The sequence below is a fragment of the Asticcacaulis solisilvae genome (assembly GCF_017875235.1).
Classification (GTDB): domain Bacteria; phylum Pseudomonadota; class Alphaproteobacteria; order Caulobacterales; family Caulobacteraceae; genus Asticcacaulis; species Asticcacaulis solisilvae_A.
On sequence record NZ_JAGGMI010000001.1, the window covers coordinates 396,414 to 418,844 of the forward strand.

Annotated in this window: 23 protein-coding genes; 14 read left to right on the forward strand and 9 right to left on the reverse strand. The window is 61.8% G+C overall.

Going from position 1 to position 22,431, the window contains the following annotated elements:
• Positions 1-134 precede the first annotated feature (134 nt).
• Positions 135-644 carry a DUF6438 domain-containing protein gene (locus J2X24_RS01900; protein WP_209715751.1) on the forward strand — a complete coding sequence of 170 codons (510 nt, stop codon included), beginning with the start codon at positions 135-137 and terminating at the stop codon, positions 642-644.
• 336 nt (positions 645-980) lie between these two features.
• Here J2X24_RS01900 and cysK read toward each other — a convergent pair whose 3' ends face one another.
• On the reverse strand, positions 981-1,973 hold the full coding sequence (gene cysK / locus J2X24_RS01905; protein ID WP_209715754.1) for a cysteine synthase A: 993 nt from the start codon (positions 1,971-1,973) through the stop codon (positions 981-983).
• Between the two features lie 233 nt (positions 1,974-2,206).
• On the opposite strand from cysK, the gene chpT reads away from it, so the two are divergent.
• Complete coding sequence (gene chpT, locus J2X24_RS01910) at positions 2,207-2,944, forward strand: histidine phosphotransferase ChpT (RefSeq protein WP_281064911.1); 738 nt, start codon at positions 2,207-2,209, stop codon at positions 2,942-2,944.
• Here the strand turns inward: chpT and J2X24_RS01915 are convergent.
• A complete protein-coding gene (locus J2X24_RS01915; protein ID WP_209715757.1) occupies positions 2,928-3,809 on the reverse strand; it encodes an alpha/beta fold hydrolase in 882 nt (293 codons plus the stop codon). The genes chpT and J2X24_RS01915 overlap by 17 nt on opposite strands.
• A gap of 145 nt (positions 3,810-3,954) precedes the next feature.
• Positions 3,955-4,572: an SOS response-associated peptidase gene (locus tag J2X24_RS01920; protein WP_310002373.1), complete on the reverse strand. Its 618-nt coding sequence runs from the start codon at positions 4,570-4,572 to the stop codon at positions 3,955-3,957.
• A 252-nt stretch (positions 4,573-4,824) separates the two neighbouring features.
• Between J2X24_RS01920 and J2X24_RS01925 the strand changes: the two genes are divergently transcribed.
• On the forward strand, positions 4,825-5,334 hold the full coding sequence (locus J2X24_RS01925) for a phasin family protein (RefSeq protein WP_209715760.1): 510 nt from the start codon (positions 4,825-4,827) through the stop codon (positions 5,332-5,334).
• Between the two features lie 244 nt (positions 5,335-5,578).
• Here the strand turns inward: J2X24_RS01925 and J2X24_RS01930 are convergent, their stop codons facing one another.
• Positions 5,579-7,429 carry a glycoside hydrolase family 15 protein gene (locus J2X24_RS01930; protein WP_209715764.1) on the reverse strand — a complete coding sequence of 617 codons (1,851 nt, stop codon included), beginning with the start codon at positions 7,427-7,429 and terminating at the stop codon, positions 5,579-5,581.
• Positions 7,430-7,793: 364 nt separating this feature from the next.
• On the opposite strand from J2X24_RS01930, the gene otsB reads away from it, so the two are divergent.
• From otsB to J2X24_RS01980, 10 genes are all read left to right on the forward strand, one after another.
• The gene (gene otsB / locus J2X24_RS01935; RefSeq protein WP_209715768.1) at positions 7,794-8,552 is read left to right on the forward strand and encodes a trehalose-phosphatase; all 759 of its coding nucleotides are present in this window, start codon (positions 7,794-7,796) and stop codon (positions 8,550-8,552) included.
• A complete protein-coding gene (otsA, locus tag J2X24_RS01940; RefSeq protein ID WP_209715771.1) occupies positions 8,549-9,979 on the forward strand; it encodes an alpha,alpha-trehalose-phosphate synthase (UDP-forming) in 1,431 nt (476 codons plus the stop codon). Before otsB ends, otsA begins: the two co-directional genes overlap by 4 nt.
• A 345-nt stretch (positions 9,980-10,324) precedes the next feature.
• A complete protein-coding gene (locus J2X24_RS01945) occupies positions 10,325-12,841 on the forward strand; it encodes a chemotaxis protein CheA (protein ID WP_209715773.1) in 2,517 nt (838 codons plus the stop codon).
• A complete protein-coding gene (locus J2X24_RS01950; protein WP_209715776.1) occupies positions 12,838-13,281 on the forward strand; it encodes a chemotaxis protein CheW in 444 nt (147 codons plus the stop codon). Before J2X24_RS01945 ends, J2X24_RS01950 begins: the two co-directional genes overlap by 4 nt.
• A gap of 27 nt (positions 13,282-13,308) precedes the next feature.
• Entirely contained in the window at positions 13,309-13,674 is a 366-nt protein-coding gene (locus tag J2X24_RS01955) for a response regulator (protein WP_192621872.1), read from the forward strand.
• A gap of 157 nt (positions 13,675-13,831) precedes the next feature.
• Positions 13,832-15,025 carry a protein-glutamate methylesterase/protein-glutamine glutaminase gene (locus J2X24_RS01960; protein WP_245344361.1) on the forward strand — a complete coding sequence of 398 codons (1,194 nt, stop codon included), beginning with the start codon at positions 13,832-13,834 and terminating at the stop codon, positions 15,023-15,025.
• A gap of 15 nt (positions 15,026-15,040) precedes the next feature.
• Positions 15,041-15,883 carry a CheR family methyltransferase gene (locus tag J2X24_RS01965; protein WP_209715779.1) on the forward strand — a complete coding sequence of 281 codons (843 nt, stop codon included), beginning with the start codon at positions 15,041-15,043 and terminating at the stop codon, positions 15,881-15,883.
• Between the two features lie 126 nt (positions 15,884-16,009).
• Positions 16,010-16,609 (forward strand): response regulator, encoded by a 600-nt coding sequence (locus J2X24_RS01970; RefSeq protein WP_209715782.1) that lies wholly within the window; start codon positions 16,010-16,012, stop codon positions 16,607-16,609.
• Between the two features lie 111 nt (positions 16,610-16,720).
• Positions 16,721-17,191 (forward strand): DUF1579 domain-containing protein, encoded by a 471-nt coding sequence (locus tag J2X24_RS01975; protein WP_209715784.1) that lies wholly within the window; start codon positions 16,721-16,723, stop codon positions 17,189-17,191.
• Between the two features lie 227 nt (positions 17,192-17,418).
• Positions 17,419-18,405: an aldo/keto reductase gene (locus J2X24_RS01980; RefSeq protein ID WP_209715787.1), complete on the forward strand. Its 987-nt coding sequence runs from the start codon at positions 17,419-17,421 to the stop codon at positions 18,403-18,405.
• Positions 18,406-18,459: 54 nt separating this feature from the next.
• Here J2X24_RS01980 and J2X24_RS01985 read toward each other — a convergent pair whose 3' ends face one another.
• The 5 genes from J2X24_RS01985 to J2X24_RS02005 form a co-directional block, all read right to left on the reverse strand.
• A complete protein-coding gene (locus J2X24_RS01985; protein ID WP_209715790.1) occupies positions 18,460-19,134 on the reverse strand; it encodes a DUF4142 domain-containing protein in 675 nt (224 codons plus the stop codon).
• Positions 19,135-19,394: 260 nt separating this feature from the next.
• On the reverse strand, positions 19,395-19,760 hold the full coding sequence (locus J2X24_RS01990; protein ID WP_209715793.1) for an ArsR/SmtB family transcription factor: 366 nt from the start codon (positions 19,758-19,760) through the stop codon (positions 19,395-19,397).
• A gap of 152 nt (positions 19,761-19,912) precedes the next feature.
• Positions 19,913-20,437, reverse strand: a complete 525-nt coding sequence (locus J2X24_RS01995) for an arsenate-mycothiol transferase ArsC (protein ID WP_209715796.1) — start codon at positions 20,435-20,437, stop codon at positions 19,913-19,915.
• A 186-nt stretch (positions 20,438-20,623) separates the two neighbouring features.
• Positions 20,624-21,157, reverse strand: coding sequence for a cupin domain-containing protein (locus J2X24_RS02000; RefSeq protein WP_209715798.1), 534 nt, complete (start codon positions 21,155-21,157; stop codon positions 20,624-20,626).
• Entirely contained in the window at positions 21,154-21,720 is a 567-nt protein-coding gene (locus J2X24_RS02005) for a sigma-70 family RNA polymerase sigma factor (protein ID WP_209715800.1), read from the reverse strand. Before J2X24_RS02005 ends, J2X24_RS02000 begins: the two co-directional genes overlap by 4 nt.
• Positions 21,721-21,926: 206 nt before the next feature.
• Between J2X24_RS02005 and J2X24_RS02010 the strand changes: the two genes are divergently transcribed.
• The gene (locus J2X24_RS02010; protein WP_209715802.1) at positions 21,927-22,430 is read left to right on the forward strand and encodes a sigma-70 family RNA polymerase sigma factor; all 504 of its coding nucleotides are present in this window, start codon (positions 21,927-21,929) and stop codon (positions 22,428-22,430) included.
• Position 22,431: the final 1 nt, after the last annotated feature.

The following is a 22,431-nucleotide window of genomic DNA, read 5'->3' on the forward strand; positions in this document are numbered from 1 at the left end:
GGGCATGATGCCGGGGATGCGTTAAGTATTTGTATAGGCAATCGCGCGGCAAAACTGTGCATATCTTCCCGTGGCGCTCAATCCCTGACATATTTCGGTGCCAGAGTAGCGGACTACCGCCGCAGGAGCACACCATGAAAGTCTTATCTCTTATCGCCGCCCTGGCACTGACCACAGCCCTAAGCGCCTGCGCCATGATGCCCGCCGATACACCGGGGGCGGATGCGGAAACCATCAGCTATTCGGTCGGGCCATGCTTCGGCTTCTGTCCGGTCTACAACGTCTCGGTAATGCCGGATGGACACATCACCTTCGAAGGCGAACGCCACACGGCAACGCTCGGCAAACAGGGAAAAGACGGCGGCGCGCAGGCCTACCGGACGGTTTCCGACGCGCTTGCCGCCTACCGCCCGGCCACCGGCACAACGGCGGACACGGAGTGCGAGTCGCGCATGAGCGACCAGCAGCATTACCGCATCGTCTGGACGGCGGCCGACGGTACCGAAACCGTCCTGCAGCACGACCGCGGCTGCCGTTCGACAAAGAACGACCAGCTCAACAAGACTATGGAAGCCCTGCCCGCCAAACTCGGTATCGCTGACTGGGCCAAGCAAACGACCCGCCCCGGCGTCGGACGGGGTTAGAGTAAAGAAGAGGCCCCCACCACCATCTGCTCCGCAGATGGTCCCCCTTGTCTCATGGAAATGCGCGATAGTGTGGTCGCGGACGAGACCCCGAGGTCCCCGAGGTTTAAAAAACCGTACGGAGCGAGGGGCTCGTCCGCTCCCCACAAGTAGGGAGGAATAGATTTATAGAAGCGTCGCTTTGACAAAAGGCCCCCTGATGCGTCAGGGAGTCTTAATTCATCGTGACGTTGCTTTGACGCCGAAGCCGTGAGTCGAGAAGCAGGCGGCGAGCGACGGCTGTATTTTTATACAGCCTAGCGACGCCAACGCACTTATCGACCACGGATTTGGATGTCAAAGACCGTCGAAGAGGGCGGTGGAGAGGTAACGCTCCGCGAACGACGGGATGATCGCCACGATCGTCTTGCCGGCATATTCGTCGCGGCCGGCCAGGCGGAAGGCGACTTCCAGCGCCGCGCCGGACGAGATGCCGACCGGCAGGCCTTCGGTGCGCGCGGCCTTGCGGGCCATGGCGAAGGCCGCGTCGTTCGACACGGTTTCGACGCCATCGATGATGCCGCGGTCGAGGATGCCCGGCACAAAGCCCGCGCCAATGCCCTGGATCTTGTGCGGGCCGGGCTCACCACCCGACAGGATGGGCGAGGCTTCCGGTTCGATGGCGATCATCTTCACCGACGCCTTCTTCTTTTTCAGCACATGGCCGATGCCGGTGATCGAACCACCGGTGCCGACGCCCGATACGACCGCATCAACGGCGCCGTCAGTATCGTTCCAGATTTCCTCGGCGGTCGAGATTTCATGGATGTAGGGGTTGGCTTCATTTTCGAACTGCTGCGGCATGACGGCGCCGGGTGTTTCATTGATCAGTTCCTGGGCGCGGTTGACGGCGCCGCGCATACCCTTTTCGGCCGGCGTCAGTTCCAGCTTGGCGCCCAGCAGGACCAGCATCTTGCGGCGTTCGATCGACATCGATTCCGGCATGACCAGGACGATATTGTAGCCCTTAGCGGCGGCGACGAAGGCCAGCGCGATGCCGGTATTGCCCGAGGTCGGCTCGATGATGGTTCCGCCCGGCTTAAGCTTGCCCGAGGCTTCCAGCGCCTCGATCATCGAGATGCCGATCCGGTCCTTGACCGAGGCCATCGGGTTGAAGAATTCGAGCTTGGCCAGGACCGTACCCTTGGCGTTGTACTCGGCCGACAGGCGCGGCAGGCGGATCAGCGGTGTGTCGCCCATGGTGTCCAGGATCGAATCAAAGACCCTGCCGCGGCCCTTGCGGGCAAAGCGGGTGGTGGCGGACGGCTTTGGGTCGTCGGAAGAGGCCATGGGGCGTGCTCCTTGAAGAAACGTTAAAAATAGTGAAGAGGCAGATGCCTTACGCGACAAGGGAAAGCGTGCGCCCGTGCGCTTTTGTTAATCCCTCGTTAAGAACATTTTAAGAGATATTATCGCGTCTTAACTTTCCGGTTAAGCCAAATCACCTCACATCTTGTGTGAGACAAACTAATCTTACCGCCCTGTCAAGGTGCGCGGCCGCTGAAAAAGGTATGACGATGAGCATGGACGATCTCTCGCCGGTATTGACCCCCGCCGCAACCAATGAGGGCATGGAAGCGCCGGCCGCCGAAACACCAGCCGAAGCGGCCGCACCGGAAGCCCAGGACCTGGCCGGACGCCACGAACTGGCCACCCAGATGGTCGCCAAGCTATGCCACGACTTCATCTCGCCCGCCGGCGCCATCATGTCGGGCCTCGACCTGCTGGAAGACCCGTCCGCTCAGGACATGAAGCAGGAGGCGCTGAACCTGATCTCGACCTCGGCCAAGAAGCTGGTGTCCCTGGTCTATTTCGCCCGCGTGGCCTTTGGCGCCGCCAATACGGCCGAAGCCTTCAACGCCGCCCAGCTCAACAAGATTCTGAACGACGTCTACGCGTCCTTGCGCGCCGAGCTCGACTTCCGCATCGAGCCGAACGTCATTTTTGAGAAGCCCGCCGCGCGGGCCCTGCTCAACCTCGGCCTGCTGGCCGGCAATTCGCTGCCCATGGGCGGCAAGATGCGGCTGGAAACGTCGAATGAAGACGGTCAGTTGATCATCACGGCCGAGGCTCGCGGCCCGCGCGCCCGCCTCAAGCCCGAGGTCGTCGAAGGCCTGAGCGGCGTGCCTCTTAGCGACGGCCTGGCCGGTCAATGGATCCAGCCGCACTGGCTCTACAGCGTCGTGGCGGAAGCCGGCGGCGAGATTAGCTGGGTCGCCGAAACCGATATCCTTATCCTGACGGTCAAGCTGCCGGCATAACGGGCTGTCGCAATCGGGCAAGAAATGCCCGGCTTAAGCTGACGGCTTCGTCCAGGCTGGTTTCAAGCAGCCAGTGCCCGGCATCCAGCAGATGCAGCTCCGCATCCGGACGATCGCGCAGATAGGCCCGCGCCGACGCTTCGGGCATGTAACCGTCCTGCGGCCCCCACAGGATCAGTAAGGGCGGTGCGTGCTCACGCAAATAGGCCTGGTAGCGCGGGAACCAGGCGAGGTTCTGTTTCAGGTCAAAGATGGTGCGGGCATATATCTCGCGCCGGCGATCCGTGGTCAGCGCCCAATGCAAATGCCACAGGTCGGGCGGAATGCGCCGGGCAAGGTCCGGACGCACCTCATTGAGAAACTCCTCCTTGAAGCCGTCCAGACTGACGGCCTCGCGAATCTGGGCCAGCCCCGCCTCCTCTCCTTTTTCCCAAGCCCCCCTCAGGCCGGCATATTTCGGCCCCATGGCGTCTTCATAAATATCGCCATTTTGGATAATCAGGCCGGCAATACGCTCAGGCCGGCGCATGGCCAGACGAAGCCCTATCCAGGTTCCGAAATCATGGAGATACAGGACAAAGCGCTGGACGCCCTGCTGGTCCAGAAAGGCCTCAAGGATATCCGCGAAGCCGTCGAAATCGTAACGGAAATGTTCAGGCGTCGCGCTCAGGCCGCTGCCGGGAAAGTCCGGCGCCAGCATACGCCAACGGTCGCCCAGCGCCTCCATATAGCGCCGGAACTCGTATGACGAACACGGATAGCCGTGCGGCAGGACAATTGCCGGCGCATCGGAAGGACCCGCCTCCCGAAAGAAAATTTCCACGCCGTTGACGACTGTTGTGCGATGACGAACCTCTGCGCGCATGAGAGCACCTCAATCTTCCGCCCAGCCACCGTTAAGTAGGAAGACGCGCATAAAAAGCGGATATGGAATAACAGAAGCAGAACCATTTCGCCCTGCGGGTACCTGCGAAGGTCTTATCCTGACAGTAAAGTTGCCAGCCTGATCCCTAGGCGTGCTCCGGTTGCCGGACGGGTTCGTCGCTTCCCTTGCGAACGGTTTCGACTGATAGCGAGCCCTGTGGCAAAGGCCTGAGCAGCGCGTCTTCCGGCTTGCTGAGATAAAGCCAGTCCATCCATGACTCTGGCCGGAGCACCACGATCTGGCGATTGTGATAGGGTTTTATGTCCGGCCCCGGCTCGGTCGTCAGCATGGTAAAGCTCGATGGCTTATTGCCTTCGCCCTCTCGCCACAGCCCGGCGATGCACAGGAAGGGCGCATCGTTTAACGTAAAACGATGCTTGGCCTTTGGATACTTCGTGCCGGTGAACTCGAAGAAGGCGGAGGCCGGGATCAGGCATCTCTGGCTGTCGCCGAAATGCCGGCCTTCCGAGCGAAAATTAAACACCGGCCCGCCCCTGCCCTTCGGTGGGAAGCCGAATGTCATCTGCGCCAGCTCCACACCATTACCCGCCTGACGCATGACCGGCCCCATCGACCCGATACGGATATCGTCGGCCTGGGGCAGGTCGCGCTCGGATTGGTGTGAAGGTGTACCGATATCCAATGCATGAAGGGCCTGCATATAGGCCTGCCAGCGGACATGCTGTTCATAATCATTGCACACGGCAAAGGCTCCTGACACAGGGCCTACTGCCGCGCAAAACACCTTTGCTTTTCAAAGGCGACGTTCGACAAGACTACCCGCGGCCCCGTAAGTTTTCAGTACCTGACGCCTGTTTAACTTCCCTTACGTAATCCTTACGCGCGCACGGCCAATACCTGCGAAATCATTACGCGGCTTGCGGTATGACTTTTCGCACTCGCAGCATTGCGTAACCTGGGCTGCGACCTCTCCCTCCGCAGAAAGGATACGACCATGGCCGACTCCCCGAATGACATTCCGAACCGCCTGAAGGACTCCGCAGAAAAGGTTCAGGCGACCGCGCGCGAAAACGCACAGCGTGCCGCCGACGCCGGCCGGGAAGGCATGCGCCGCGCCAGCGAAAACGCATCGAACATGGCCAGCCGAGGCCTGGAAATGGGCAACCAGGCCATGGGCGCCTATGTCGAGGCCGGCAAGCAGGCCGCCAGCGCCCTGGGCGACGTCAACAAGGCCATGACCGAAGCCTATAGCCGCTCGCTCACCGACTATGATGAGCTGTCGAAAAAGGCGCTGAGTTGCCGCACGACGCAGGACGTCATCGACCTGCAGACGACGGCGCTGCAGAAGATGCAGGACAATATCAACGAGACGGCGCGAATCTACAGCCTGTTCATCGGCGCCTTCACGCGTTCGGCAGAGCAGGCCACGAACCGCGCCATGCAGACGGCCAATAACGCGGCCGATGCCGCCTCCGGGCAGGCCAAGACCACGGTCGGCGCTTAATTACAGGTTCGCAAGATCAAAAAAGGAGGCCTCGCCAAAGCGAGGCCTCAGGCTGCTGACAAAGTCTGTGGACAATTTTCATGCGGTATATTGCCACCTGATTCACGGAACGTCTCGGAATCAAGCGGTGAACATATCGGAATCAAATTGTGGCAATTGGCCCTTCTCAAAAAAGATAGGGGGTTTGTCAGTAGCCTGAGGCCTCGCCAAAGCGAGGCCTTTTGCTTTTCCACGTCGAGACAGTCTAACGGATCGCCGTCCACGGCTTTGACAGCAGCGCCGCGCAGGTGATCAGCCCCACCAGCGAATAGGTCTGCGGGAAGTTGCCCCACAGTTCGCCGGTATCGACCTTGACGTCCTCGGACAACAGGCCGGAATGGGTCCGCCGGGCCAGCATGGCTTCGAACAGGTCGCGCGCCTCTTCGGTCCGGCCCATCATGTGCAGCGCCTCGATATACCAGAAGGTACAGAAGTTGAAGGCCGTCTCCGGCTCGCCGAAATCGTCGGGTTCGACATAACGGTAAAGGTTGTCGCCGTGGCGCAGCTGGCGCTCGACCTCAGCGAAGGTCGCCACGCAGCGCGGATCGTCCGCCGGCAAAAATCCCAGCTCGAACAGCTGCAGCAGGCTGGCATCGACCTCCTCGCCGCCGAACGAGCCGGCGAAGTAGCCTTTTTCGGCATTCCACGCCCGCTCCTCGATGGCGCGGCGGATGGTATTGGCGCGCTCGACCCAGTACATGGTCCGCTCGACCAGCCCCAGGGACGACGCAGCATTGGCCAGCCGGTCGCACGCCGCCCAGCACAACAGCGCCGAATAGGTATGGACGCGGGCGATGGTGCGGAACTCCCAAAGGCCGGCATCGGGCTTGTCGTACATGGCAAAGGCGCGTTCGCCGACCTTTTCCAAAGCGTGGAAATCGTAAATCGTGCCCTGGTGCAGGAAACGCTCGTCGAAGAAGGACTGGGTCAGCGGCAGGACCATCTGGCCGTAGACATCGTGCTGGAAGTGCTCATAGGCCTGGTTGCCTATACGCACCGGTCCCATGCCGCGATAGCCGTTCATGCCAGGCGCCAGGCGCTCATACAGTTCGGGCTCGAGGCTGACGCTATAGAGCGGCTGGACGTGCCCCCCCGCCGACCGGTCCGTCAGGTTGCGCAGGTACACCAGGTAGGATTCGAGCATGTCGGCGCAACCTAACCGATTCAGCGCGCGCACCACATAATAGGCGTCGCGGATCCAGCAATAGCGGTAATCCCAGTTGCGCTCCGTGCCCGGCGCTTCGGGCACCGAGGTCGTCAGCGCGGCGACGATGGCGCCGGTTTCCTCGAAGGAGCACAGCTTGAGCGCGATGGCGGCGCGGATGACGGCGCCCTGCCATTCCAGCGGCAGGTAGAGGGTCCGCACCCAGCTCTGCCAATAGGCCGTCGTCGCCCGCAGCATATGCTCGGCGTCGTTCAGCACGTCGGCCGGATAGGGTTCGTCGAGACCCAGATGGAACGCCAATGGGCCTTCCAGCCGGAAGGTCTGGCAGTCACGCAAATAGGTCAGCGGCGCATTGGTCGTCAGCCGCATGGCGGCGGCGCCGCAATCATAGCGTACATGGCTGGACCCGACGGTCTCGCGCGCCAGGTCGCTGCCCCAGTTGCCGGTAGGCCTAAGGCAGACACGGATGCGCGGCGTGCCCGACAGCGGCCGCACCAACCGGTAGAAGGCCCATGGCCGAAAGGTCCGGCCCATCTGGTGAAAGCGCGGCGCGAAATCGATGACTTCGAGGCTGCCCCCCTGCCTGTCGGTCAGGACCGTGCGCAGGCAGGCGGTATTGCGGATATAGTCCTGTGTAATCTCCGCCTGGTCCTCGATCTCAACGGCCCAGATGCCGGCGTCATCCCCCGCCGACGGATTGAGCAGGCTGGAAAAGACCGGCTCGCCATCGACGCGCGGGCAGCACGCCCAGATAAAGCGTCCCCGCCGGTCGATCAGCGCCGCCGCCGCGCAATTGCCGATCGGCGCCAGGTCCAGATCGTGTTGCGACGGTGCGGCAGCGGCCGATTGCAAAACCAGGTCCGGATGACTGTCAGGGCGGCTATCGGGCATGAAACGCTCCTTTGGCAAGCACAGAGCATTATCATGAGGAGATAACACTCAGCGTTCACAAAAATTTGCAGCAGACATCACAGAACCGCGAGATGATGCAAAAATATATAGGCAAAGGTAGACATAGGCGTTACCATTCAATAATCTTAACCATATAGTATACGCCCTTTATGAATTTCTTATTTTTTCAATTACTTTAGAATAACTGCGATTCATCCACATGTTTTCTGTATTGATTGCGCTGACAACTGAGCGCATCAGTTTTTGCATGTGCGAATGGGGCTAGGTGCGTGGCGTAACAAGAGGAGGCTGAGGCTATGACTGGATACATATTTCACCCGAACCGGTGGGCGCGGTGCGGCGCATGACCGTTGCCGATGTCACAAGACTTCGCCTCGATACCGTGTCGCTTTTTCTTGATCTCGACGGCACCCTGGCGCCGTTCGCCGCCACGCCGGACGGTGTTGGCCCGGACAGGGAACGCAATGCCCGGCTGAAACGCGTTGTCGAGAGGCTAAACGGCCGCGTGGCGGTCGTCAGCGGCCGGTCATTGTCCGACCTCGACCGCATCCTGGAAGGCGCGGTTGCCGCCATGGCCGGCAGTCATGGGCTGGAACGCCGCACGCCAGGCGCCCTGGTCGCCAATGAGGCCCATCCACAGCTTGCGCTTGCGATGGCTGAACTGGAACGGTTCGCCGGACAGTTCGCCGATGTCCGCATCGAAACCAAGCCGCTCAGCGTCGCCTTTCATTATCGTGGCAATCCGTCGGTCGAGCCCATGGCGCGCGTCTTTGCCGACGACCTGGCCAGCCGCACCGGCCTCAAGCTGCAGCGCGGATCCATGGTCGCCGAATTCCTCACCCCTGGCGGCGACAAGGGCCAGGCGGTCCGCGCCTTCATGGCCGAAGCACCCTTTTCCGGCACGAAGCCGATCTTCGTCGGCGACGACCTGACCGACGAGGATGGTTTTTCCGCCGCCACCGCGCATGGCGGCTTCGGCGTCCTTGTCGGACCAAAGCGCGAGACCCAGGCCCGTTACCGTCTGTCCGACGAACGCGCCGTCCATGCCTGGCTGGACCAGGCGCTCAGCGACAATGTTTTTAGTTTGGAGAGTCCCCTGTGAGCCGCCTGATTGTTGTTTCCAACCGCGTCAACCCTCCTGCCGATTCCGGCGTCGGCACCGCCGGCGGGCTGGCCATGGCCTTGGCCGCGGCATTGCGCGAAGACAAGGGCCTGTGGTTCGGCTGGTCGGGCCAGACGGTGGAGCAGTATACCGGCCAGATTTCGATGCAGAAGGTCGGCGGCGTCACTGTCGCCCTGCTTGACCTCGAACCCCAGGATCAGAACGAATACTACAACGGTTACGCCAATCGCACCCTGTGGCCGTTGTTTCACTATCGTCCCGATTTGGTCAGCTATGAGCGCAGCTTCGACGAGGGCTATGCCCGGGTCAACCAGCGCTTCGCCGACACGCTTTTGCCGCTGATCGCGCCGGACGATCTGATCTGGGTGCAGGACTATCACCTGATCCCGCTGGCGCGCGAACTCAGGGCGCGTGGTGTGCAGAACCGCATCGGCTTCTTCCTGCATATTCCATGGCCGGCCCGCCGAATCTTAAGCACCCTGCCCAAACACGCCGAACTGGTCGAGTCGCTGTTCAGCTACGATCTGGTCGGCTTCCAGACCGTCGATGACCGCGAGGCCTTCGAGGACTATGTCGTCCATGACGCCTCGGCGACCCTAACGCAGGATGGCGTCATCACCGCCTATGGCCGGTCGATCCGCGCGCGCGCCTTCCCCATCGGCATCGATGCGACCGACTTCGCCGAGACCCTCAAGAGCGAACGCGCCGAGCTGTTCTACAAGGCCATGCTGAAAAGCCAGCGCGGCCGCAAGATGGTGCTGGGGGTCGACCGGCTCGACTATTCCAAAGGCCTGGAAGAGCGCTTCAACGCCTACGACACGTTCCTGACCAACAATCCGGAAATGCAGGAACAGCTTTTCCTGCTTCAGATCGCCACGCGGTCGCGCGACGACGTCGACGCCTATCAGGACCTGCGCGCCCGCCTCGACAACCTCTCGGGCAAGATCAATGGCGCCCACGCCACGGTCGAATGGGTACCGCTGCGCTATGTCAACCGCCCCTACCGTCGCGATGAACTGGCCGGCATCTACCGCTCGGCCGATATCGGCCTGGTGACGCCGTTGCGCGACGGTATGAACCTGGTCGCCAAGGAATATGTCGCCGCCCAGGACCCGAACAATCCCGGCGTGCTTATCCTGTCGCAGTTCGCCGGAGCCGCAGAACAGATGAAGGACGCCCTGATCGTCAACCCTCTCAGCCGCGAGGACATTTCCGAGGCCATTCACCGCGGGCTGACCATGCCACTCAAGGAGCGCAAGCGGCGTTGGGAAGCGCTGTACGACAATGTCCGTCGCTTCGATGTCGGCCACTGGCGTGACGATTTTGTCGCCGCGCTGAAACGGCCCGTTCCTGCCGCTCCGGTCACGGAACCCTCATCCGCTGCCGAAGAGCTGGAAAAGACGTAAGCGCTACGAAACCGCCACCTCCAGGAGCCAGTTGCGAAAGGCCTGCATGGCTGGCGTGACGTGGCGCGAATTGAGCCGCGTGAATCAGGACGACTTTCGTGTTCGACATGGCAACCGGGCGCAAGCGCCAAGCCAAGCCGCTGCGCGGCGCGGCCTCGATCAAGACGGTGTGTGCAGGACCGCTTGCGTGCAAACGATTGTGATCGTCCGCACGTTTTTGGCGAAATTCAGATTTCGGTAATCATTTGCGAACCCTCTCTTAACCAAAGTTCAGCAATATGGCCCCGACTGGTTGGGCGAGGTGTATCTTTTGTCGCCCCCACATTCTCAATACGAGGGTACGTCGTGGACGACTTAATTGCTGAATTCCTGACCGAAACGGCCGAAAGCCTGGAAGTCGTCGATAGCGAACTCGTAAGGTTCGAAGCCAATCCGAACGATCGCAAGACACTCGATAATATTTTCCGCCTGGTTCACACCATTAAGGGCACCTGCGGATTCCTGGGACTTCAGCGCCTGGAAGCGGTCGCCCACGCCGGCGAGACCTTGCTGGGCCGTTTCCGCGATGGCAAGCTGGAAGTCACGCCGATCGCCGTGACGCTCGTCCTGCACTCGATCGACCGCATCAAGGTGATCCTGGCGGGCCTCGAGCAGACCGGTAACGAGCCCGACGGTGACGATCACGACCTGATCTCGCAGCTGGAAGCCATGGCCGAGGGCCATGAGGTCGACCTGACCGCCGTCCAGGCCGTCGAAGTGCCGGACCGTCCGATCGGCGGCGAAATCGAACCCGCCGAAATCAACGCCCCGGCGCTCGGCGTTGGCGACATCGATCCGTCGACTGGCCGCGCCCTGCGCCCCGGTGAAGTTTCCGAAGCCGACCTGCAGGCCGCCTTCGACGCCGCCGATGGCCCGGGCATGGGCCTCCAGCCGGGCGATGTCGATCCGGCCACCGGCCGCACCCTGCGCCCCGGCGAAGTTTCCGAAGCCGACCTCGAAGCCGCTTTTGCCGCCGCTGAATCGCCCGACTGGATGAACGAGCCGGTCACGGAAGTCGTCGATACCAAACCCGAGCCCGTCGCCGAGGTTGCTCCGGCGCCCGTCGCCGCCAAGGCTGCCGCGGCTGCTCCGGCACCGGCCGCCGACGCGCTTCAGGGTCTGGGTGGAGAAGACGGCCAGGGTATCAATACAATCCAGTCGATTCGCGTGTCCGTTGATGTACTGGAAGGCCTGATGACCCTCGTGTCGGAAATGGTCCTGACGCGGAATCAACTGTTGCAGATCAGCCGGAACCGCGAGGACTCGGCGTTTGCGACACCCTTGCAACGTCTGTCGACCCTGACCGGCGAACTGCAGGACAGTGTCATGAAGACGCGCATGCAACCCATTGGCGCGGCTTGGAAAAAGCTGCCCCGCCTGGTGCGCGACCTGAGCTACGAACTGGGCAAGAAGATCGACCTCGTCATGGAAGGCGAAGGCACCGAACTGGACCGCCAGGTTCTGGAACTGATCCGCGACCCCCTCACCCACATGGTGCGCAACTCGGCCGACCACGGCCTGGAAGGCACCCAGGAACGCATCGATATCGGCAAGCCGGCCAACGGCACGATCAAGCTGTCGGCCTTCCACGAGGGCGGCTATATTGTCATCCGCATTGCCGACAACGGCCGCGGGCTGAACACCGGCCGCATCCGCGAGAAGATCATCGAAAAGGGCCTGGCTTCGCGCGTCGAAGTCGAGGGCATGAACGATCAGCAGATCCATCGCTTTATCTTCGCGCCCGGCTTCTCCACCGCCGCCAAGGTCACCAACCTGTCCGGCCGCGGCGTCGGCATGGACGTGGTCCGCACCAATATCGAGCAGATCGGCGGCCAGATCGACCTGACTTCGCTGCCGGGCCAGGGCACGACCTTCACCATCAAGATCCCGCTGACGCTCGCCATTGTGTCGGCCCTGATCGTCGGCGCCGGCGGCCAGAAGTTCGCCGTGCCGCAGACCTCGGTCATGGAGCTGGTCCGCACTGGCCAGAACGCCGAGCACAAGATCGAAAAGATCAACGACGCCCTGGTCCTGCGCCTGCGTGAAAAGCTGCTGCCGCTGGTCCAGCTGGGCCCGACGCTGCAGCTCGAAGCCGCCAAGGAAGAAGACCCGACCTTCGTCATGGTCATCCAGGTCGGCGAGCGCCGTTATGGCCTGGTCGTCAACGACGTCCTCGACACCGAGGAAATCGTCGTCAAGCCGCTGGCCACCATCCTGCGCGACGTCAACCTCTTCTCCGGCGCCACCATTTTGGGTGACGGTTCCGTCGTCCTGATCCTCGATCCGAACGCCATGAGCGAGCGCGCCGGCAACATGCTGGAAGAAAAGCAGGACGAGGACGCCGAAGTGGTCACCGACTCCAGCGAAAGCGAACGTGTCGCCATGCTGCTGTTCAAGGCCGGCTCCGGCGCCCCCAAGGCGGTCGAACTGGAGCACATCACGCGCCTGGAACACGTCGAATCGTCGCAGATCGAAATCATGGACGGCCGCGCCGCGCTGCAATACCGCGGCAAGCTGATGCCGATCCTGACCGTCAATGGCGACTATTCCAGCCTGCTCCATGGCGACAGCACCCACATCCAGCCCCTGCTGGTCCTGACCGGCGAAGGCTATGCCATCGGCCTGGCGGTCGACGAGATCGTCGACGTCGTCGAGGACCGCCTGCAGATCGAGCTGTCGCCGGACCGTGCAGGCGTACGCGGCACCGCCGTCGTCGCCGGCAAGGCCTGCGAAATCCTCGACGTCAGCCATTACCATCTGCGCGGCCTGGCCGAACACCAGCGCCGCCCGCAATCCTCGAATGAAGAAAGGGCCGTCGCATGAGCATCCGCGACTACGTAACCCTGCGTGTGGGTGGCCAGCTGTTTGGCGTCGACGCCGCCCGCGTCCACGACGTTTTCCATCCGCGTGGCCTGACGCCCGTGCCTTTGTCGCGCTCCGAAATCGCCGGCGTGCTGAACCTGCGCGGCCGCATTGTCACCGCCGTCTGCGCCCGCCGCCGTCTCGGCTTGCCGCCGCGCCCGGAAGGCTCGCCCGAACCTTTGGCCATCGGCCTCGAAGTCCATGGCGACAGTTATGGCCTGGTCATCGACTCAGTCGACGAAGTCCTGAAGCTGGACGATGAGAAGTTCCACTCGCCTCCTGGTAATCTTCCGCCCCGCTGGGCAGAAATTATCGTCGGCGTTTATCAATTGGAAAAGGAACTTCTGATAGTCTTGGATCCACACACGCTGCTGGATGCCGCACATCTCAAAGCCGCGTAACTGGCTTTATTAGGGAAGTAACAGAAGATGAAAACCTGCCTCGTCGTCGATGACAGCCGCGTTATCCGCAAGGTGGCCCGGCGCATCCTTGAAAACCTGCAGTTCGAGGTCATCGAAGCCAATGACGGCCTCGAAGCGCTGAATTCCTGCAAGGAAAAGATGCCTTCGGCCATCCTGCTCGACTGGAACATGCCGGTCATGGACGGCATCACCTTCCTGCGCCAGCTGCGCAAGGAGGATGGCGGCAAGGCGCCGGTCGTCGTGTTCTGCACGACTGAAAACGACCTGGCCCACATCACCGAAGCCCTGACCGAAGGCGCCTCGGAATACATCATGAAGCCGTTCGACGGCGAAATCCTGGAAGCCAAGTTCTCCGAAGTTGGCCTGATCTGATTTGATGCCTGCCGGAGGGGCAAGCCTCCGGAAGGCGCCGCACACGCAGCCCGAGGTTACGCGCGACGTGGGTCGCGCTTCCTGGAGGCGGCCCGTGCGGCACACGACAAGACTAAAAAAGTAGCTGCGTTTTTGTTCACTGCAGATGTCCGGGACCATGTCTGTTAACCCTATTCCCGCCGCGTCCCTGCGGCCCCTGAAGATCATGATCGTGGACGACAGCGCTGTCGTGCGCGGCCTGATCTCGCGCTGGCTGGAGCAGGAGCGGGACATGGTTCTCGCCGGCCTGGCCATCGATGGTCAGAAGGCGATCGACAAGGTCCGTGAAGTCCAGCCGGATGTCCTGATCCTCGACATCGAAATGCCGAACATGGGCGGCCTCGAAGCCCTGCCCAAGCTGATCGCCGCCAAGCCCGGCCTCAAGGTCCTGATGGCCTCGACGCTGACAACGCGCGGCGCCAATGTCACCCTGCGCGCCCTGGAACTGGGCGCCGCGGACTATATCCCGAAACCCGACTCGACCCGCATCGGCGGCGCCGACGGTTTCCGTACCGAGCTTCTGACCAAGATCCGCGCCCTGTGCGGCCGCACGCGCCAATGGCCCATGCCCGGCGCCACGCCCGCCCCTGCGCCGACGCCGACGCACCCCACGCCGTCCGCCTTCTTACCGGCGGCACGAGATGCAGAAGCCAGGCCGCAGATCGTGCCGATCGCGCCGAAACCCGTCGTTCCGGCCGCGCCCACCGTCCGCCCGCGCTCGGGCCCCAAGCGTATCGACCTGCTCGTCGTCGGCGCCTCGACCGGCGGTCCGCCGGCGCTGCGCACCTTCCTGCTCGGCCTCGGGCCGGACTGGAAACTGCCCATCCTGATCGTCCAGCACATGCCGGCGACCTTCACCGCCATCCTGGCCGAGCACCTCGACAAGGCGCTGCCGCAGAAGGTGCAGGAAGCCAAGGACGGCATGCTGATCGAAAGCCGCAACGTCTATATCGCGCCCGGCGACTGGCACATGACCATCCGTCCTGACCCGATCGTCAAGCAGATCCGCCTCGACCAGGGCCCTCAGGTCAACTGGTGCCGGCCGGCGGTCGATCCCCTGTTCAAGTCCGCCGCCGAGGTCTACGGCAACCACGCGCTCGGCGTCGTGTTGACCGGCATGGGCCATGACGGCCGCGACGGGGCCCAGGCTCTGGTTAATGTCAACGGCACCGTCATGGTGCAGGACGAAGCCTCCAGCGTCGTCTGGGGCATGCCGGGCGCCGTGGCCGAAGCCGGGCTTGCCGAAATTATCAAACCGATCGAAGGCCTGAGCGCAGCCTGTAAGGCTTTTGCGCGCGGCGAGCGTCCGTAAAAGGCGGGGAACAGAATGACAAACGAAGACATCGACCACCTCGCCACCATGCTCAAGGCCCGCTCGGGCCTGATCCTCGGTTCGGACAAGACCTATCTGATCGAAAGCCGCCTGGCCCCGGTGGCGCGCCGCGAAGGCTTCGCCAGCGTCTCGGCGCTCCTGGCCTCGCTGCGCACCAAGCGCGACGAAAAGCTCATGACCGTCGTCACCGACGCCATGACGACCAACGAAACCTTCTTCTTCCGCGACAAGGTGCCGTTCGACCAGTTCAAGTCGGACGTCCTGCCGGCCCTGTCCAAGACCCGCATGAACGGCGACATCAAGATCTGGTGCGCCGCCTGCTCGACCGGCCAGGAGCCCTATTCGCTGGCCATGCTGATGGACGAAGCGCGCATCCAGTTCCCGCGCGTCAATCTCGACATCCTGGCGACCGACATTTCCGACCGCTGCCTGGAAAAGGCGCAGTCCGGCCTCTACACGCAGTTCGAGGTCCAGCGTGGCCTGCCGATCACCATGATGGTCAAGAACTTCGAGAAGGTCGACGAGATGTGGCGCATCTCGCCCAAGCTGCGCCAGTCGATCCGCTTCAAGAAGGTCAACCTGCTCGACGATCTGCGCATGGTCGGCCGCCAGGACGTGATCTACTGCCGTAACGTGCTGATCTATTTCGACCTCGAAACCAAGAAGAAGGTGCTTGAGCAGATGGCCACCCTGCTGGCCGATGACGGCTATCTGTTCCTGGGCGCGGCCGAAACCGTGCTGGGCATCACCGACGTCTTCAAGCCGATGCAGGGCATGCGTGGCCTCTACGTCAAGAATCAGGTCGCCCAATCGACGCCACTGCGCAAACTGGCTTGATTTCTTCCCGACAGACGATGGAAGCCTCTGGAAACGGAGGCTTTTTTCGTTTTATCTCCGCCTTAACGCCTCGGTTCTAAACTGCGGCAAAAGTTCCGCGTACAGAGGAAGGCCGGAGACATGACCATGGACCCGTCGGTCCGTTTCGAGCCGGCCCGCCTGCTGGCCGTCGACGACGACCCGATCCTGCGCGAATTCGCCGCCGCCGAGTTGACCTCCGCCTTCGTCACCGTGGAAACCGCCGCTGATGGCGCGCAAGGCCTGGAACGGTTGAAGCGCGGCGGCATCGACATCGCCCTCGTCGACCTCGACATGCCGGTCATGGATGGCTTTACGCTGATCGAACGCATTCGCGCCGACGAACGCCTGGCCACCCTCCCTGTGGTCGTCGCCACCAGCCGCGACGACATGGCGGCTATCGACCGCGCCTATACGGTCGGCGCGACCTCCTTCGTGCTCAAGCCGCTCAACTGGCGCGTCGTCTCCTACCAGCTGTCCTATGTCCTGCGGAACAGCCGCGAGGCCGCGCGCGTGCGCACCCGCGCCCGCACTCTGCGCCAGACCGTCCGCACCCAGGACGAGGCGCTGAACCTGTGCCAGGCGGGCATAGACGACCTGCTGCAGAAGATGCTGGACGATCCCGGTCCCGGCAACTTCACCACGGTGTGGACCGCGCTGGAAAGTTTGAGCCGCGCGCTCAGGGACAAGTCCTCCCAGGCGCACTGATGCTGCCTGGCTTCACAAAGCCGATCACATCTGCCTGAGGTATCTCCTCGCCCGTAGGTCTCTCGCTTCATATCACCTATGCTTCCCCGACCCGAAAACGGAGGATGCACCATGCAGGTCGAAATCAGGGACGAACACCGCTGGCTGGAAGGCTTTGCCGGCGAATGGCAGATGCTGGCCGATCCGGACGCCCCGCCGGAAGAAACCACCGATGACTGGCACGAAAGCGGCCGTATGCTGGAAACCGGTTCGTGGCTGGTCATCCAGTCACACGGCACCATGCCCGGCGGCGGCAAGGCCGAAAGCATTCTCACGCTCGGCTTCGATGCCTCCAGAGGCAAGTATGTCGGCACCTGGATCGGCTCGATGATGGACCACCTGTGGGTCTATGAAGGCCTGCGCGAAGGCAATGCGCTGGTGCTCAACAGCGTCGGCCCCAGCTGGGATCGCCCCGGCCAGATGGACAGCTACCAGGACATATACACACTGGACGGTCCTGATGCGCGCAGCCTGAAATCGCAGGTGCTGCAGACCGACGGCACGTGGAAAGTGTTCATGAACGGCAAGTATCGGCGGAAATAGCCTCTGCTTGGTCGCGATATCTAGAGCGATATGCCAAAAAGTGTGCAGCGGTTTTTGGCATATCGCGACAAACAAAAACCTAGATCATGATGACGGTTCGACTTAAACGCATCATGCTCTAGTCGAAAACCTCTGCACACTTTTCGACATATCGCTCGTGCACCCTTTCGGCCTCGGCGTCGCGGCACCATATTGCCGAGGCGATTGAGCTACGAAAGGGCAGCGCCATGAAAACACGCGTACTTGGTAACGGACTGGAAGTCTCGGCACTCGGTCTGGGCTGCATGGGTATGAGCTGGGCCTATGGGCCGTCCGACCGCGACCAGTGCCTGAGCCTCCTGCGCCAGGCGGTCGACCTCGGAGTTACGTTTTTCGACACCGCCGAGGTCTATGGCCCCTTCACCAATGAGGAACTGGTTGGCGAAGCCTTGGCGCCGGTGCGCGACCGCGTCGTCATCGCCACCAAGTTCGGCTTCAAGCTGGGCGAGCCCGGCAGCCTCAGCGGTGTTAACAGCCGCCCAAAGCACATCCGCGAGGTCACCGAAGCCTCGTTGAAGCGTCTTCGCACCGATCGCATCGACCTGCTCTATCAGCACCGCGTCGACCCTGAAGTGCCGATCGAGGATGTCGCGGGCACGGTCGGTGACCTGATCCAGGAGGGCAAGGTCCTGCACTTCGGCCTGTCCGAAGCCGGCGCCCAGACGATCCGCCGGGCGCACGCCACCCAACCCGTCACCGCGCTGCAAAGCGAATATTCGCTGTGGACGCGCGATCCCGAAGCCGAGATCCTGCCCGTGCTCGAAGAACTGGGCATCGGCTTTGTCCCCTACTCGCCGCTCGGCCGCGGCTTCCTGACCGGCGCGCTGAAGAATGAAGACGACCTGACCGAGGATGATTTCCGCCGCCGCACCCAGCCGCGCTTCAACGGCGAGGCGCGTAAGCAGAACCTGCGCACGGTCGACGCCCTGGCCGAAGTGGCGAAGGATCGCGGCGTCACGCCCGCACAGCTGGCCCTGGCCTGGCTCCTGGCGCAAAAGCCCTGGATCGCACCCATTCCCGGCACGCGCCATCTCGACCGTCTGCAGGAGAATATCGCGGCCGCCGACATTACATTGACGCCCGCCGACCTCAAGGTGATCAAGGACACGATCGCCGAAACCGGCTTTGCCGGGGCGCGTTACGGTGAGGCGTCTCTGGCAATGACCAATTTGTGAAAGCAAAAAAAAGCCCCGGATCGCTCCGGGGCTTTTTAAACAACGACGCTGAGATTAGCGCGTACCGGCCGTGGCGGCAGGGGCCGCGGCGTCGAGGGCCGCCGACTGGGCCTGCAGCTTCGGCAGGGTCGCCGAGGCAAAGGTCTTCGTCGAGGCATCGGTCGCTGTCGACGCGTAGGACTGGAACAGGGCCGTGGCCTTGTCGAGTTCCGCGCCTTGCAGTTCGACATACTTCTGGTCAAAGTCCTTGCCGGTCACTGACTGGAGATCGGCCAGCTTTTGCTTGTATTCCTGCGGCCAGGCCTGGTCGAAGTGCATGTCGGCAGTCGAGCCCTGGATGGCCTTGATCATCTCCTGGCGCGTCGCCGTGCCGTCAGTCAGCAGGGTTTGCGCGGCCGTCTTGACCTCGGCATCCGTGGACGTCTTCAGGGCGACCTGAGCGGCGGCGACACCGAACTCATTGGCAAGATAAGCCTGCTGGATGAAGTCCTTGGGCGCCGTCGTGCCGGCGGCCGTCGCAGTATTGTCGGCAACCGGCGGAACGGCCGGCTGGGCCGGTGAGGTTGGCGCAGCGGACGGATCGGTGGTCGGGGTCTGCTGCACCGGCGGGACAGCCTGGGTGTCGGCAGCCGTTGGAGCGGTAGCATCCTGGGCAGAGGCGCCAAAGGCGGCGGCCGTCATGACAGAAGCCAGTATAGCGGTGGCGGTATATTTGAACTTACGCGTCATCGCGATTCCTTTCGAGTATATCCGGAATGAATGGACGCGTTTACGCCAATCAAGGCATCACGTCCGTCGGGAACACCAAGACTAAAGGAAAGGATTGTTGCGAATATGACCCCGATGCAATTCAGATATAAATAAAGGGATGTTATATATTTTGGAAAAATAAATAACGAATATGGATTTCAATTGAAAATGCGGCAATTTGGCGAGTCTATGGCGGGCTTAAGGAAATCCTGAGGCCCGCCGCCCTTATCCACAAGTCGTTATTTGGCCTTGGCGACTTTGGCTGCGGGCTCGTCGCCATTTTTCTTAAAATAGGCGTTGAGCGCTACGGCAGCGTCAGGATGGCCTTCGCAGCACTCTTCAACCATAAAGCCGACCAGCTCAGAAAAATGCGCAAAATTGGCCCGGTAGATGATGGAGCGGCCATCCCGATAGGCGGTCAGCAGGCCGGCCCCGGTCAGGATGCTTAGGTGGGTTGAGGCCGTGTTGGCGGGAATGCCGACGCTTTCGGCGATCTTGCCGGCGGCGATGCCATTCGGGCCGGCCTTGACGATGGTGCGGAAGACATTCAGGCGGCCCGGATGAGCCAGGGCAAAGAGATTAACTACCGCATCGTCGTTGGTCATAATTCAGCCTTTTGGGAAATAACGCTAGCCGATCAGTGTCTATTACGAAATTTTGGAAATATAAAGGCGCGCGGGTCCGCGCGCCTATAAAAATAATGTTATAGAGCCGTGGCGAATTGCGGCTTGCTTTTTGCTGCGCGCCGCTGGCTTTTTTACGAAGCCATGCGTAGCGGAGTCTCGTCCATCCGCTCCAGCCAGCCAGCGACATTGCCCGACTCGAACAGGTTATGCGGCATCTTGGACAGAGCGTCGATGCGAGCCGCCAGCTCGATATAGATTTCTTCGTAGGCGCGGGCGATGTTGGCCATGGCGACATGGGTTTCGCGCGGATCGTCGAAGAACCAGTCGACGATGACCGGCTGACCGCCACGGCAGGCCGGCCACTGGCCGCCGGCGGGATGGCCGTGCGACAGGCGGATGATCACGTCGAAAACAGGGGCATGTTTTCCAATGTGCGCCTCGACCGGCTTGGTCGATACCCAACCGGTATTGTACGGCATCCGATGCAGCATGGCGCGGGCATAGGGACTGATGTCCGATACCGGATCGAAGCCGGCGGAACAGGCCTCGAAACGGCCTGCGCCCAGGCGGTTCAGCAGGGCTTCCGCCAGGATGGAACGCGCCGAATTGTGCTCGCAGACAAACAGGACATTGATGGGACCGGATTTCTTTTTCATACGCTCGCCCTTAATACCGGTGCCTTCTGTACCGGCCTAGAAGAGCATGTAAGCACACACTCATTATTCCATGATTTATGAATTGGGTAAATGAAGCTTAATCTTTTCGCGAAGCAGGATCAGATCGTGGCAAAAGACAATGCGGATCAGCTGCCGGCGGCAGCTTTTTCGCACCCGGCCAGCCCGCTAAAATAAGGCTTCGCGGATATAGATAATGGCGCCATTCGCGCTGGTGATGGGACCGTGCAAGGTATCGACCGCGATCAGCTGCATGTCGCCCGCCTTCAACACCGTGCCGTTGATCTGGATTTCGCCTTCCAGAACCAGACATTCCTCGGCGACTGTGTTCAGGTGACGATCGACAACGGCGCCCGGTCCGGCGCGGTAAAGCACCATACGGATGCCATTGTCGCCATCCTCGTGCAGCACCTTCAGCTCCAGGTTGGGCGCCACCGGCCGCCAAGGCAGGGCGCCGGGTGACACTGTGAGCGGCGGCGGGGCATCGCCGGAAATGGCCGCTTCGATCCGGTCCCAAACCGCGGGCGGCGGATCTATCGGTTGGGTACCGCCATGCAGGTCGTCAAACGTGATCTGGAATTTCGCTACGAGGGCGGCAAAGGACGAGTCGCTTTCCAGCAGGCGCTCGGCGGTCGCTATCTCAGACGGCGCGGCGACACCCAGGGCGTACCGTGCGGCCAGGATATCGAGGGAATCAGTCATGCCGCCGTCATCGAGTCCTTGAGTTGGTTCAGACCGCGACGGACCCAGCTTTTGGCCGTACCCAGGGGCACGTTCAGCTCCTCAGCCAGTTCCTCGTGTGTCAGTCCTATGACATAGCATAGTTCCAGCGCACGGTTAACATCCGGCTTCAAATATTTTCGCAGATGCGAAAGTGTGATGCGGGTTTCAGGATCGACGGGAACACTTTCCCGCTCCTCGCTTGCCCCAACGCAGTCAAAGATAGCGTCCAGGCCAATCTTTTCGCGCTGCGAGACGCGCAGACGGTCAATGGCCTTGCGCCGCGCGATCGACGACAGCCACGCATTCGCCTCGCCGCGTTCGGGATCGAATTGCGACGCTTTCTGCCAGACAGTGACAAAGGTATCCTGTAACAGTTCTTCTGCAACATCCCGCCGCTTGACCATTCGGGTCAGGATGGCGAACAGGCGTCCGGCGGTGTCCTGGTACAGAGCTTTCAAGGCGGTCGGATCGCCTTCAGCAACGCGAATCAACAGTGTGTTCAAACTGGTGGCCGGCGCGGCTGGGCCCGTGGTTGTTGGCATAACCCGTTATCTCCCATGCGTCGCCGTCATGTGCGCGGACAATGCGTAAATTTACAATGTGGCTCGGTTAATGGAGGTCGCTTTCAGGCCAAGGTTGCATGTCGCATGAAAAAAAGTTTCGGCCGCTGCATCCGGCAAAACCACCCGCCTCGTAATGCTTAACAAAAGGTCAACGACCATAAGTGACGCCAGAGGAAACAAAGACCATGCAGACGCCTGACGCCTTCCGCGAGGCCATGCTTGCGCAGATTCCCGTCCTGAAAGCCTTCGCATTGCGGCTGGTGAAGTCGCGCACGGAAGCCGACGACCTGGTCCAGGAAACCTTGATGCGCGCCTTACGGTACCGCGACACCTTCGAGGACGGCACCAGCATGAAGTCCTGGCTGTGCCGGATCCTGCAGAACTGCTTCTATAAGGACGCCTCGCGCCGCCGCGACACTATCCAGGACGTCGAAGGCCGTTGCGCCGCGCAACAGATGGTCGCTGCGCCCCAGGAATGGTCTGTACTCTATGCCGAGATGCTGGCGGCCATCGACCGGCTGGCGCCCGAAACGCGCGACGCTTTTTTGATGGTGGTCGCCCATGGCGCCTCCTACGAGGAAGCCGCCCAGGCCTTCGATTGCCCCATCGGCACGCTCAAGAGCCGGGTCAGCCGCGCCCGCGACCGCCTGATGGCCCTCACGGACGACGTCCAAGCCCTTTCCGCCTGAT

Excerpts from the sequence above, each read along its gene's own strand:
- J2X24_RS01900 (WP_209715751.1), top strand. The coding sequence starts at position 135 with ATGAAAGTCTTATCTCTTATCGCCGCCCTGGCACTGACCACAGCCCTA.
- cysK (WP_209715754.1), bottom strand. The coding sequence starts at position 1,973 with ATGGCCTCTTCCGACGACCCAAAGCCGTCCGCCACCACCCGCTTTGCC.
- chpT (WP_281064911.1), top strand. The coding sequence starts at position 2,207 with ATGGACGATCTCTCGCCGGTATTGACCCCCGCCGCAACCAATGAGGGC.
- J2X24_RS01915 (WP_209715757.1), bottom strand. The coding sequence starts at position 3,809 with ATGCGCGCAGAGGTTCGTCATCGCACAACAGTCGTCAACGGCGTGGAA.
- J2X24_RS01925 (WP_209715760.1), top strand. The coding sequence starts at position 4,825 with ATGGCCGACTCCCCGAATGACATTCCGAACCGCCTGAAGGACTCCGCA.
- J2X24_RS01930 (WP_209715764.1), bottom strand. The coding sequence starts at position 7,429 with ATGCCCGATAGCCGCCCTGACAGTCATCCGGACCTGGTTTTGCAATCG.
- otsB (WP_209715768.1), top strand. The coding sequence starts at position 7,794 with ATGACCGTTGCCGATGTCACAAGACTTCGCCTCGATACCGTGTCGCTT.
- J2X24_RS01950 (WP_209715776.1), top strand. The coding sequence starts at position 12,838 with ATGAGCATCCGCGACTACGTAACCCTGCGTGTGGGTGGCCAGCTGTTT.
- J2X24_RS01955 (WP_192621872.1), top strand. The coding sequence starts at position 13,309 with ATGAAAACCTGCCTCGTCGTCGATGACAGCCGCGTTATCCGCAAGGTG.
- J2X24_RS01960 (WP_245344361.1), top strand. The coding sequence starts at position 13,832 with ATGTCTGTTAACCCTATTCCCGCCGCGTCCCTGCGGCCCCTGAAGATC.
- J2X24_RS01965 (WP_209715779.1), top strand. The coding sequence starts at position 15,041 with ATGACAAACGAAGACATCGACCACCTCGCCACCATGCTCAAGGCCCGC.
- J2X24_RS01970 (WP_209715782.1), top strand. The coding sequence starts at position 16,010 with ATGGACCCGTCGGTCCGTTTCGAGCCGGCCCGCCTGCTGGCCGTCGAC.
- J2X24_RS01975 (WP_209715784.1), top strand. The coding sequence starts at position 16,721 with ATGCAGGTCGAAATCAGGGACGAACACCGCTGGCTGGAAGGCTTTGCC.
- J2X24_RS01980 (WP_209715787.1), top strand. The coding sequence starts at position 17,419 with ATGAAAACACGCGTACTTGGTAACGGACTGGAAGTCTCGGCACTCGGT.
- J2X24_RS01985 (WP_209715790.1), bottom strand. The coding sequence starts at position 19,134 with ATGACGCGTAAGTTCAAATATACCGCCACCGCTATACTGGCTTCTGTC.
- J2X24_RS01990 (WP_209715793.1), bottom strand. The coding sequence starts at position 19,760 with ATGACCAACGACGATGCGGTAGTTAATCTCTTTGCCCTGGCTCATCCG.
- J2X24_RS01995 (WP_209715796.1), bottom strand. The coding sequence starts at position 20,437 with ATGAAAAAGAAATCCGGTCCCATCAATGTCCTGTTTGTCTGCGAGCAC.
- J2X24_RS02000 (WP_209715798.1), bottom strand. The coding sequence starts at position 21,157 with ATGACTGATTCCCTCGATATCCTGGCCGCACGGTACGCCCTGGGTGTC.
- J2X24_RS02005 (WP_209715800.1), bottom strand. The coding sequence starts at position 21,720 with ATGCCAACAACCACGGGCCCAGCCGCGCCGGCCACCAGTTTGAACACA.
- J2X24_RS02010 (WP_209715802.1), top strand. The coding sequence starts at position 21,927 with ATGCAGACGCCTGACGCCTTCCGCGAGGCCATGCTTGCGCAGATTCCC.